General features: G+C 38.2%; 12 protein-coding genes. 11 read left to right on the plus strand and 1 reads right to left on the minus strand.

Annotated features, from left to right (window positions below; genetic code table 11):
• Nucleotides 1–5 precede the first annotated feature (5 nt).
• The 9 genes from ACPLVF_RS08435 (at nt 6) to rbr (ending at nt 10,072) form a co-directional block, all read left to right on the plus strand.
• On the plus strand, nt 6–1,031 hold the full coding sequence (locus ACPLVF_RS08435) for a sugar-binding transcriptional regulator (RefSeq protein WP_424907389.1): 1,026 nt from the start codon (nt 6–8) through the stop codon (nt 1,029–1,031).
• Nucleotides 1,031–2,215, plus strand: coding sequence for a phosphoglycerate kinase (locus ACPLVF_RS08440; protein ID WP_424907390.1), 1,185 nt, complete (start codon nt 1,031–1,033; stop codon nt 2,213–2,215). Before ACPLVF_RS08435 ends, ACPLVF_RS08440 begins: the two co-directional genes overlap by 1 nt.
• Nucleotides 2,216–2,231: 16 nt before the next feature.
• Nucleotides 2,232–2,999: a triose-phosphate isomerase gene (tpiA, locus tag ACPLVF_RS08445; protein ID WP_424907391.1), complete on the plus strand. Its 768-nt coding sequence runs from the start codon at nt 2,232–2,234 to the stop codon at nt 2,997–2,999.
• A 2-nt stretch (nt 3,000–3,001) separates the two neighbouring features.
• Entirely contained in the window at nt 3,002–4,540 is a 1,539-nt protein-coding gene (gene gpmI, locus ACPLVF_RS08450) for a 2,3-bisphosphoglycerate-independent phosphoglycerate mutase (RefSeq protein WP_424907416.1), read from the plus strand.
• Between the two features lie 51 nt (nt 4,541–4,591).
• The gene (gene eno, locus ACPLVF_RS08455) at nt 4,592–5,878 is read left to right on the plus strand and encodes a phosphopyruvate hydratase (protein ID WP_424907392.1); all 1,287 of its coding nucleotides are present in this window, start codon (nt 4,592–4,594) and stop codon (nt 5,876–5,878) included.
• A gap of 255 nt (nt 5,879–6,133) precedes the next feature.
• Nucleotides 6,134–6,373 carry a preprotein translocase subunit SecG gene (gene secG / locus ACPLVF_RS08460; RefSeq protein WP_424907393.1) on the plus strand — a complete coding sequence of 80 codons (240 nt, stop codon included), beginning with the start codon at nt 6,134–6,136 and terminating at the stop codon, nt 6,371–6,373.
• A 24-nt stretch (nt 6,374–6,397) separates the two neighbouring features.
• Nucleotides 6,398–8,401, plus strand: a complete 2,004-nt coding sequence (locus tag ACPLVF_RS08465; protein WP_424907394.1) for a sodium-translocating pyrophosphatase — start codon at nt 6,398–6,400, stop codon at nt 8,399–8,401.
• Nucleotides 8,402–8,514: 113 nt separating this feature from the next.
• Nucleotides 8,515–9,435: a slipin family protein gene (locus tag ACPLVF_RS08470; protein WP_424907395.1), complete on the plus strand. Its 921-nt coding sequence runs from the start codon at nt 8,515–8,517 to the stop codon at nt 9,433–9,435.
• Nucleotides 9,436–9,538: 103 nt separating this feature from the next.
• A complete protein-coding gene (gene rbr, locus ACPLVF_RS08475) occupies nt 9,539–10,072 on the plus strand; it encodes a rubrerythrin (protein WP_424907396.1) in 534 nt (177 codons plus the stop codon).
• A gap of 78 nt (nt 10,073–10,150) precedes the next feature.
• On the opposite strand, the gene ACPLVF_RS08480 is transcribed toward rbr, so the two are convergent.
• Nucleotides 10,151–10,534, minus strand: coding sequence for a desulfoferrodoxin (locus ACPLVF_RS08480; protein ID WP_424907397.1), 384 nt, complete (start codon nt 10,532–10,534; stop codon nt 10,151–10,153).
• A 273-nt stretch (nt 10,535–10,807) separates the two neighbouring features.
• Between ACPLVF_RS08480 and ACPLVF_RS08485 the strand changes: the two genes are divergently transcribed.
• Together ACPLVF_RS08485 and ACPLVF_RS08490 are read left to right on the plus strand one after the other, a co-directional pair.
• A complete protein-coding gene (locus ACPLVF_RS08485) occupies nt 10,808–11,257 on the plus strand; it encodes a Chromate resistance protein ChrB (RefSeq protein ID WP_424907398.1) in 450 nt (149 codons plus the stop codon).
• Between the two features lie 2 nt (nt 11,258–11,259).
• The gene (locus ACPLVF_RS08490) at nt 11,260–12,390 is read left to right on the plus strand and encodes an MFS transporter (protein ID WP_424907399.1); all 1,131 of its coding nucleotides are present in this window, start codon (nt 11,260–11,262) and stop codon (nt 12,388–12,390) included.
• The last annotated feature ends 7 nt before the right edge of the window (nt 12,391–12,397 follow it).

The raw sequence follows: 12,397 nt of genomic DNA on the forward strand, positions 1-12,397 counted from the left end.
TTTTAATGGAGCATATAGCAGAATTAATTAATAAAATTTCGCCAGAATTTGGAGAAATTATAGAGAAGAGGTATAGGATTTTAAAAAACATTTTATACCACCAGCCTATTGGCAGGAGGCTTCTTACCAACTACACCCATTTGACAGAGAGGACTTTGAGAACCGAGATAAAAAAACTTTTGGATTTGGGCCTTGTTGAAGTTGATGAAAGAGGAATGAAGTTAACAAAGGCCGGAGAGAATTTAATAGCGGAAATAGAAGAATTTATTTTCCACTTAAAAGGATTAAACCATTATGCAAAGGAAATAAAAAATATCTACAATTGCAATTGTATAATCGTTCCAGGGGATTCGGATTCTGATGAAAGCGTCAAAAGAGAAATGGGCAAAAAAGCTGCAGTATTGTTGAAAAACCTGCTAAAAGGAAGGGAAATTGTTGCTGTAACCGGAGGTTCAACTATGGCGGAGATACCAAAAGGCATAACAAAAACCTCCGGTTACGAAAACGTAGTAGTAGTTCCTGCAAGGGGCGGATTGGGCGAAAGGGTTGAATACCAGGCAAACACAATAGCGGCGGAAATAGCAAAAAAACTTGGGGCCCAATATAAGCTGCTTTTTGTCCCGGAAAATTTAAGGCCCGAAATTTTAAAAACCATAATTGACGAACCGGCACTGTCTGAAGTAATATCAATGATTAAAAAAGCTGATATACTAATTCATGGCATAGGGATAGCTGAAGAAATGGCAAGAAGAAGGGGGCTGTCTCAAAAGGAAATAGAGATTATAAAAAACAACGGAGCTGTAGCAGAAACTTTCGGTTATTATTTTAACGAGAATGGGCAAATCGTTTATTATACACCCAGTGCCGGTATAAGTATTGATGAAATAAGAAATATACCTACTGTCATTTCGGTGGCAGGAGGGCAAAAAAAGGCTTTGGCAATCAAGGCTTTTATAAAATTTTTTAAGCCCAATTATCTCATTACCGATGAAGGGGCTGCTGTTAATCTTATTAATGAGGAGGGAAAATAATGAACAAAAAAACCGTAAAAGATTTTGACGTAAAAGGTAAGAGGGTGTTTGTTCGTGTTGACTTTAATGTGCCATTAGATGATGAAGGAAATATTACCGATGATACGCGAATAAAAGCTGCACTTCCCACAATTACCTATCTTATTGAAAACGAGGCAAAGGTTATCCTCGCTTCCCATTTGGGCAGGCCCAAAGGGAAATTTAACCCCAAGTACAGTTTAGCTCCTGTTGCAAAAAGGCTCTCCGAATTATTAAATAAGGAAGTGATTTTTGCAAACGATTGCATTGGACCTCAAGTGGAAGAATTAGTAAATAAAATGAATCCTAAGGATGTTCTGCTTCTTGAAAACCTCCGCTTTTATGCCCAAGAAGAAGAAAACGACAGAGAATTTGCAAAAAAACTTGCTAATTTAGCAGACATTTATATCAATGACGCTTTCGGCACAGCCCACAGGGCTCATGCTTCTACTGCAGGCATAGCAGAATATCTTCCTTCGGGTGCTGGCTTTTTAATGCAGAAAGAAATTGAAATAATGGGTAAAGCATTGGAAAATCCGGAAAGGCCTTTTGTTGCGGTACTCGGTGGGGCAAAAGTCAGCGATAAAATAGGTGTAATAACTAATTTACTTAATAAGGTGGATTCCCTTTTGATAGGGGGAGGCATGGCTTTTACCTTTTTAAAGGCTAAGGGTTATGAAATCGGCAAATCTTTATTAGAAGAGGATAAGATAGAACTTGCAAGATCCCTGATGAAAGAAGCCGAGGAAAAAGGTGTAGATTTGGTACTGCCTGAGGACATTGTGGTTACGGAAGAAATAAAAGAAGGTTCTCCTTATAAAACAGTATCTTCCTCTGAAATTCCCTCAAATTTAATAGGAGTAGATATCGGAGAAAAAACAAGGGAGAAATTTGCACAGATTATTAAAAAGGCTAAACTTGTGGTATGGAATGGGCCAATGGGTGTTTTTGAAATTAGATCTTTTGCAGAAGGTACTTTAGCAATTGCAAAAGCGATGGCAGAGTCTGGAGCCATTACGATAGTAGGTGGCGGTGATTCTGCTGCTGCAGTAGAGCAATTGGGCTTTGCTGATAAAATGACACATATTTCCACAGGGGGTGGAGCTTCTCTTGAATTTTTGGAAGGCAAGGAACTTCCCGGTGTTGCTGTATTAAATGATAAATGATATGGGGGTTTTTTAAATGAGACGTCCTTTAATTGCCGGTAATTGGAAGATGCATAACAATGTGTCGGAGACTATAACTTTTTTAAATAAATTTATACAGCTTGCAGAAAACTTAAAAGAAGTGGAGATTGTAATTTTTCCACCCTTTACCAGCCTATGGGAAGGCCATAAAAAAGTAAAAGGGACAAACGTAAAAATAGGGGCACAAAATATGCATTGGGAAGAAAAGGGAGCTTTTACTGGAGAAATTTCGCCTACGATGCTTTCTGAAATACCTTGTGAATATGTGATTATAGGACATTCTGAAAGACGGCAGTATTTTGCAGAGACCGATGAGACTGTAAATAAGAAAGTGAAAGCGGCCTTAAAATACGGTATTAAGCCGGTCATATGTGTTGGAGAGAGTTTAAAGGAAAGAGAAGAAAACATAACCCTAATTGTGGTAAAATCTCAAGTTCAAAAAGCCTTAAAGGATATAGAGCTTTTTACCGGAGAGGAGATTGTATTTGCATATGAACCTATCTGGGCTATAGGAACTGGCAAGGTTGCTACTCCCAAAGACGCGCAGGAGGTTATTAGCAGTATTAGAAGGGAAATAGAAAATCTTTATGGTGAAAAAATAGCAAAAAATATTAGAATATTATACGGAGGGAGTGTAAAACCGGACAACATCAAAGAATTGATGAAGGAAGAAGACATAGATGGAGTTTTGGTTGGTGGTGCAAGCATAGACCCGGAAAGTTTTTATAAAATATGCGCCTACAAGGATCAAGGAGTTGAATAATGGTGAGGAAAAAACCTCTTGTACTGATTATTTTAGACGGGTGGGGCCTTGATGAAAGAGTAGATGGGAATGCAATAATGAAAGCAAATACACCAAATTTTAATAGATTGATTAGGTACTATCCCAACACTGTATTGGAAGCAAGTGGTTTGGCAGTCGGCCTTCCCGAAGGTCAGATGGGAAATTCCGAAGTAGGACATTTGAACCTCGGTGCAGGCAGAATAGTTTATCAAGAATTTACCCGCATTAGTGAGGACATAAAAAAGGGCGGTTTTTTTAAGAATGAAGTTTTATTGAAAGCTGTAGAAAATGCTAAAAAACATAACAGTTCTCTACATTTAATGGGGTTATTGTCAGATGGAGGAGTGCACAGCCATATAGAGCACCTTTTTGCTCTCCTTGAACTTGCAAAAAGGAACAATTTAAATAAAGTTTACATTCATGCATTCTTAGATGGGAGGGATGTGCCCCCAGCCTGTGCGGGTGTTTATATAAATCAATTGGAAGAAAAAATCAGGGAGTTGGGTGTAGGCAAAATTGCAACAATTTCTGGAAGGTATTACGCAATGGATAGGGATAAAAGATGGGACAGAACCCAAAAGGCATACGATGCAATGGTTATGGGTGAAGGTATATACGCAAGGAGCGCTAAGGATGCTCTTGACATGGCTTATGAAAGAGGGGAGACCGACGAGTTTGTAAAACCTACAGTAATTGTAGATGAAGAAAATAAACCTGTAACTACTATTAATAACAATGATTCTATAATATTTTTTAACTTTAGGCCTGATAGAGCAAGACAGCTTACGTATGCTTTCTGCAATGAGGACTTTTGTGAATTTGAAAGAAAAAAAGGCTTTCTTAATGTTTATTATGTGTCCATGACTCAATACGATGAAAAAGTTAAGAACGCAAACATAGCTTATAAACCCCAGTCGTTAAACAATATTTTTGGTGAGGTAATTTCTAAAGCGGGCTTAAGACAGCTAAGAATAGCGGAAACCGAGAAATACGCCCATGTTACTTTCTTTTTTAATGGGGGAGTTGAAAGGTCCTACCCAGGAGAAGATAGGATACTTATACCGTCGCCCAAAGTGCCTACATATGATATTAAGCCTGAAATGAGCGCTTATGAAGTAACAGAAGAAGTAATAAAGCAAATAAATAGAGATTATTACGATGTGATTATATTAAACTTTGCAAATCCAGATATGGTAGGGCATACGGGTGTATTTGAGGCTGCTGTTAAGGCTATTGAAGTAGTTGATGAGTGCTTGGGTAAGGTTGTAGAGAAAGTTGAAGAAAAAGGCGGCATAGCCATAATCACTGCTGATCACGGAAATGCGGAAAGGATGAAGGACCCTGAAACTGGAGAACCTCATACCGCTCACACCAATGACCCTGTGCCTTTTATTATTGTTGACGACAAACATTACAAACTACGTAAAGGAATCCTTGCAGATGTTGCTCCTACAATGCTTTATCTTTTGGATTTAGAAAAACCCGAAGAAATGACCGGACAAAATTTAATTTTCGAATAACTAGGTTTTAAGGATAAATAAAAATAAAATCTTTATTGAAAGGGGATTCTTATGTCTACCATTGTTGATGTTTATGCACGAGAAATATTGGATTCCAGGGGAAATCCTACTATTGAGGTAGAAGTGGTATTGGAAGATGGCAGTTTTGGCAGGGCTGCCGTGCCATCGGGAGCATCAACGGGGCAATTTGAGGCAGTGGAGTTAAGGGATAAAGATGCCAAAAGATTTCATGGCAAAGGTGTATTAAAAGCGGTAGAAAATGTAAATAACATTATTGCACAGGAAATAATCGGAATGGATGCCATCGATCAGGTAAGCATCGACAAATTATTGATAGACCTTGATGGGACCCCAAACAAAGGAAAACTCGGGGCAAATGCCATATTAGGCGTTTCCTTGGCCTGTGCTAAGGCTGCAGCCAACCATTTAGGAGTCAGTCTTTACCGCTATATAGGTGGGGTAAATGCAAAAGTATTGCCTATTCCTATGATGAATATTTTAAACGGCGGAAAACATGCGGATAACAATGTGGATTTACAGGAATTTATGATAATGCCTGTTGGTGCAAAAAGCTTTTCCCACGCTTTGAGAATGGGTTCAGAGACTTTCCATACTTTGAAAAAGGTATTGTCTGAAAAAGGTTTGAATACAGCTGTAGGTGATGAAGGAGGATTTGCACCTAATCTTTCCTCCAATGAAGAAGCAATAAAGGTCATAATTGAGGCTATTGAAAAGGCAGGGTATGTGCCCGGTGAAGATATATTCATTGCTTTGGATCCCGCTGCCACCGAATTTTATAAGGATGGCAAGTATCATTTAAAGGGAGAAGGTTTAGAATACGATTCTGCGGGAATGGTTGAATATTACGTAAGGCTTGTGGAGAAATATCCCATTATCTCTATAGAAGACGGTATGGCCGAAGAGGACTGGGATGGTTGGAAGATGCTTACAGAGGCCTTGGGTGAAAAAATCCAGCTTGTTGGAGACGACCTTTTTGTTACCAATACGGAAAGGTTGGAGAAAGGGATAAAACTTGGTGTTGCAAACTCAATATTGATTAAATTAAATCAAATTGGAACCCTAACAGAGACCTTGAATGCAATAAAAATGGCTGAAAGAGCGGGTTATACGGCAATTGTATCACACCGTTCAGGTGAAACAGAGGACACAACAATTGCTGACCTTGTGGTTGCTGTAAATGCCGGACAGATTAAAACAGGAGCTCCATCAAGAACTGACAGGGTGGCAAAATACAATCAGCTTTTAAGGATTGAAGAAGAACTTGGATTAGCTGCGGAATTTCCTGGAATGAAAGCCTTTTATAATATAAAAAAGTAAAATTTAACCATTAAAATTTAGCCTAAAAATATGTAAGCCTCAAAGCATAATCAAAAATGCTTTGAGGCTTATGCTTTGATTAGCTGATAATATGAATAATTCATAAAATTAATTAATTTAGCAAATAATATTACCAAAATAAAATAATTTTTAGCAAAAAATAGCAAAAATGATTAAAGCACTTGTAAAATATTGAGTTTTTTTGTTTATTGTGATAAAATAACTTTCGTTAATTAAAAGATAGGGGGTGCGAAGATGTCAGCGCTTAAAATCGCGGTATCGGTTATATATATGCTTATATGTATCGGACTTATCATTACTGTACTTTTACAGCCCGGTAAAAGTGCAGGTCTTTCAGGTGCAATTTCAGGAGGAGCAGAAGTTTTTTTTGGAAAGAAAAAAGGTATTGAAGAGAAACTTGCCAAATTCACTGAGGTTCTTGCCGCCCTGTTTTTAATTTTATCTGTTGTAATGATGATAATATTTACAAAATAACATAAATTTGGAGGGAGCATGAAAATGGAAAACTTAATAGCACTGGCACCCATAGCGGGAATAGTAGCTTTGGTTTTTGCTTTCTTCCTTGCTATGAGGGTTGTAAAGAGTCCTGCAGGCAATCAAAGGATGCAGGAGATCTCCAATGCTATTCATGAAGGGGCAATGGCTTTTCTTTTTAGGGAATACAGAACCCTTGTAATATTTGTTGTTGTAATGTTTTTGATAATAGGGTTTTTCATTAGCTGGAATACGGCAGTATGCTACATAAGCGGTTCAATTGCTTCGGTACTTGCTGGTTTTATCGGCATGAATGTTGCTACAAGAGCCAATGTAAGGACAGCTAATGCAGCCCGTGAGGGTCAAAACAAAGCCTTAAGCATTGCATTTTCCGGCGGTGCCGTAATGGGAATGTCTGTAGTAGGTCTTGGGCTTCTCGGCCTAAGTATAATGTATTATCTTTTCGGTAATCCTTCGGATATCAAAAGTTTCGATGTTATAAACGGTTTTGCCCTTGGAGCCAGCTCCATTGCTCTTTTTGCAAGGGTCGGCGGTGGAATTTACACAAAAGCTGCGGATGTAGGGGCAGACCTTGTGGGCAAGGTTGAAGCAGGCATACCCGAAGATGACCCGAGGAACCCTGCTGTAATCGCCGATAACGTAGGCGACAATGTAGGCGATGTGGCCGGAATGGGTGCAGACCTTTTTGAATCATACGTTGGCTCAATAGTTTCCGGTATGGCAATAGGTGCAGTAGCTGTAAGTACCACCACGGGACAACCTTACGGAATAAAGGGTATTATTTTCCCGTTGATAATAGCAGCTGCTGGGATAATCAGCTCTATTATCGGCACACTTTTTGTAAAAACGGACGAGGGGAAAGACCCTCAAAAAGCCTTACGTAACGGTACCTTTGCAAGTGCTATATTGGTTATAATTTCAAGCTTTTTCTTGAGCAAGTACATTTTAGGAGAAATAAGCGTATTTTATGCGACGGCTTCAGGCATTGTTGTAGGTACTATTATCGGTCTATTAACGGAGATATATACTTCTTCAAGCTATGCTTCCGTAAAAGAAATTGCAAAAGCCTCCCAAACTGGTCCTGCAACAAACATCATTACTGGACTTGCTGTTGGTATGAAAAGCACCGCTTTACCCGTTATTTTTATTGCTCTTGCGGTTATCCTTTCTTATAAATTTGCAGGGCTTTACGGCATTGCCTTAGCGGCAATAGGTATGCTTTCCACAACGGGTATGACCGTTGCTGTAGACGCCTACGGTCCGATTGCTGACAATGCCGGTGGTATTGCTGAGATGGCAGAACTTGATCCTTCGGTTAGAAAGATAACGGACAAGCTGGATGCAGTAGGAAATACTACGGCAGCTATGGGCAAAGGTTTTGCTATTGGTTCTGCTGCGTTGACGGCTCTTGCGCTATTTTCTGCGTATACTTCTGCTGCAGGATTAAAAGAAGGCATTAATCTATTAAAAGCTGAGGTAATAGTAGGGCTTTTAATCGGCGGAATGCTTCCATATCTCTTTTCTGCTATGACCATGGAGGCTGTAGGTAAAGCAGCTTATCAAATGATTGAAGAGGTTCGCCGCCAATTCAGAGAAATTCCGGGGATAATGGAAGAAAAGGCAAAACCGGACTATGCAAGATGTGTTGATATTAGTACAAAAGCAGCACTTAAAGAAATGATTATTCCAGGCCTTATGGCAGTAGTTGTTCCAATTTTGATAGGGTTTATATTGGGCAAGGAAGCTTTGGGTGGCCTCTTAGCAGGTGCGTTGGTTACAGGCGTAATGATAGCTATTCAAATGGCAAACTCCGGTGGTGCTTGGGACAATGCTAAGAAATATATCGAAGAAGGCAATTACGGCGGGAAAGGTACACCTACCCATGCAGCGGCTGTTGTAGGCGATACCGTAGGTGATCCCTTTAAGGATACTTCAGGGCCTTCATTGAACATTTTAATAAAGCTTATGACCATAGTGGCGCTGGTTTTTGCACCTCTTTTCATGTAAAAAATATCCCCTGTACAAAAGTGCAGGGGATTTTTTGTCTCATAAGAAAATAATGTTTGAAATTATTACCAAAATGATGTATATTAGGTTTAAAGAATGGAGGTGAAAGATTTATGTTTTTTAATATGTGGGCCTTCTTTAATACGATAAACTTCATTATCATCATCGTTCAAGCGTTGTTTTGCATTGCATGGGTATTATTTTCATTGAATTCGAAAAGAACTTCCGTGATTGTATTAACTTCTGCTATTTCGGCAGTTATCTTAGGCGCTTCAGCATTTGCAGGGAATATAGTTTTTTCGGTTATACTATTAATAATCTTAATTTCATTAATGGCCAATACTGTTAAAATTGTAAATGAATATCAAAGAGGTGTCCTTTTAAGGTTTGGTAAATTTGCATATGTGGTAGGGCCGGGAATAAACGTAATAATGCCTTTTGGCATTGACAGAATGTTAATCGTTGATTTAAGGACAGCTACCATTGATGTGCCGAGACAGGAGATTATAACTAAGGATAATATACCTATAAACATCGATGCGGTAGTTTACTTCAATGTTTTTCAGCCTGAGCTCGCGGTGTTAAGGGTCCAAAACTATTTTAACGCCACGAGTCTACTGGCACAGACAATATTGAGGGCTATTTTAGGCAAATACGATTTGGATGAGATACTTGCAAAAAGACAGGAATTAAACGAGATGTTAAGAGAAGAACTTGATAAGGCTACTGATCCGTGGGGAGTAAAGGTAACGGCTACGGAGATAAAATCCATAGAGCTACCTGAGGAAATGAAAAGAGCAATGGCAAAACAAGCTGAGGCGGAAAGGGAAAGGCGGGCTAAAATTATTCGAGCGGAAGGTGAACTTCAGGCTGCGGAAAAATTGTCAGAAGCAGCAAGGATTATATCTCAAAATTACGGTGCCCTGCAGTTAAGACAATTGCAGACCCTTTCCGAAATTGCTGTAGAGAAAAATTCGACAATAATATTTCCATTACCCATGGAAATATTAAAGTATTTTGCAAATAAAGAATAAAATTTTTACCATAAAAGAGGAAATATGAGATTTAAATCGAAATATGTAAATATACAAAAATAAAAATTTCCAATAGGTATTTAATACTGAGGAGGGATTTTAAATGGAATTAAAGGGTTCAAGGACAGAAAAAAATTTACTTGCTGCATTTGCAGGCGAATCTCAAGCGAGGAATAAATACACCTATTTTGCTTCGGTTGCGAAAAAAGAAGGCTTTGAGCAGATTGCATCAATTTTTTTGGAGACTGCAGAAAACGAAAAGGAACATGCTAAGGTTTGGGCAAAATATTTAGGTTTAATTGGAGATACGGCAAAAAACCTTGAAGAAGCAGCAGGTGGAGAAAATTATGAATGGACAAGTATGTATAAAGAGTTTGCACAAGTCGCACGAGAAGAAGGATTTATAGAAATTGCAGAGCACTTCGAGAAAGTAGCAGAAGTAGAAAAGGCTCATGAAGAAAGGTACAGGAAACTTTTACAGCGCTTAAAGGAGGGAACTGTATTCAAAAGTGAAACTCCTATAAAATGGCGCTGCAGAAACTGCGGATACATACACGAAGGACCAGAACCACCAGAGAAATGCCCAGCATGCGACCATCCGAGGGCATATTATGAGAGATTAGTAGAGAATTATTAAAGGTAAAGTAACATAATAATAAAGTAAAGTAACGAAAAACAAAAAAGTGGGTTAAAACCCACTTTTTTGTTTGCCTAACTATTCTACTTTATTTAACCACAATCCGTGAATGTTGCAGTATTCCCTTGCGCTAACTTTTTCAGCATCGGTATAAAAAACCGCTTCAGGGGCTTGTCCGGGGTTTAGAAACTCCCTTAAAGTGCCTTTCTCCGTAATAAGCTCAATCCATTCAATATAATGCTTTTCTTCCATGGGATGGGGAACACTACCTACTTTAACTTTAAAGCCTCCTTCTATTTTTTCAATGACCGGAACATGCTTTTCTTTACTTGCATCTACAGTGTTTTCAACTAAAAGCTTCATGGGTTGACCGCAGCATACGAGCTGTCCTTTACCTGCATGAAGTACCTCAACAATATTCCCGCATATTTCACATTTATACACTTGCCTTAATGAGGTCATAATATACCCCCTTCTTAATATTGTAATTTTTATATATTATATATTCTGCATAAATTAAAGATTACCTTCAAAATATAAATAATTATTTGCAAAAATTGGTCGATTATTATTGACTATTTTGAAACAAATGTTACAATTATAATTAAACAGATGTTACAAAAAAGGGGTGGTAATTTGGAGGAAAAAGATTTTAATGGGTGGTTATTATTTATTTATAAGGTCCCTACGGAGCCTTCGACTCCGAGGGTAAAAGTGTGGAGGAGGTTAAAAGAAATGGGTGCCCTTTATATTCAGCAGTCATCTGCTTTACTGCCCGCTTTAGAAAATTTCGAAAAAGAACTTTATGATCTTACATCCGAAATTAGAAGTAGTGGAGGAGAAGCCTATACTTTTAGGGTTTTGAATGTATGGCAAAAGGAAAAAGAGCTTATAATAAAAAATTTTAACGAACAAAGGAATATCGAATACGACGAACTTATTGAAAAGTGCGAGGATTTTTTAAGAGAAATTCAAAAAGAAACAGAAAGAAAAAATTTCACTTTTGCAGAATTAGAAGAAAATGATGAAGAACTGGATAAATTAAAAAGGTGGTTTGATAAGATAAACAAAAGGGATTTTTTTTGTGCGGAAAAGAGGGTTGAAGCTTTAAATATACTGGAAAAATGCGATAAAGCCCTGCGAGAATTTTCCTTAGAAATATATAAAAAAGAAGGGATGGTCTAAATATGTGGAACGTTATAATACTTGGAATTACAAGCTTATTGACCGATATTAGCACCGAAATGGTTTATCCCCTCCTTCCCATATATTTAACCTCAAGGCTCGGTGCAACCCCCCTAATAGTGGGGACTATTGAAGGGATTGCTGAAAGCTTAGCAAGCCTTTTGAAGGTTTTTTCAGGTTACTATTCGGATAAAATTAAAAAAAGGAAAACTTTTGCTTTAGCCGGATACGGTTTTTCAACTATCGGCAAGCTTATCCTTTATTTAGCCTTTTCCTGGCCCATGGTTTTGGCAGCAAGGGTGATAGATAGGTTTGGGAAAGGCATAAGAACTGCGCCGCGGGATGCTTTGATTGCCGAATCGGCTAAAAAAGAAGAGTTAGGTAAGGCCTTTGGGCTGCACAGAATGATGGATACCCTTGGAGCTGCAATCGGTGTAATTATTGCTTATATATTATTAGGTCAGCCAAATATTAATTACAACAAAATATTTCTGCTCTCATTGATTCCTGCATTTTTAGGTGTTTTGGCATTATTTTTAATAAAGGAAAAGGGTGAAAATGTTGTAAAGGCAAAAAAATTGTCGCTGGAATGGAACAAATTGGACAATAGGCTCAAGATGTTTTTAATTATAATGTTCATATTTACCCTCGGCAATTCGTCAAATCAGTTCTTGCTTTTAAAAGCAAAAAATATTGGTTTTAATGACAGGACGGTTATTTTACTTTACTTAATCTATAATATAATTTACGATATTTTTTCTTACCCTGCAGGGGTTATATCCGACAAAGTAGGAAGAAAAAGAATGATAGTTTTGGGGTATTTGGCATACAGCATAGTTTATTTTGGTTTTGGGTTAGCTAAAATGCCTTCTACGGTTTGGATTCTCTTCGGAATTTACGGCCTTTATATGGCATTTACCGAAGGGGTTGAAAAAGCTTTTATCGCCGAAATTGCCCCTGAAGATGTGAGAGGAACTATGATAGGGCTTCATGCAACTCTTGTGGGCATTGGGCTTTTCCCCGCCTCATTTTTAGCAGGGGCACTTTGGAATATATTCGGGGCTGCTGCTCCCTTTTATTTTGGAGGTTTAATGGGTTTTTTAGCAGCAGTAGGCATATGGATTTTAATCTAGTGATTTG

Origin of the sequence: Thermovenabulum sp. (assembly GCF_049701175.1) — a bacterium.
Classification (GTDB): domain Bacteria; phylum Bacillota; class Thermosediminibacteria; order Thermosediminibacterales; family Thermosediminibacteraceae; genus Thermovenabulum.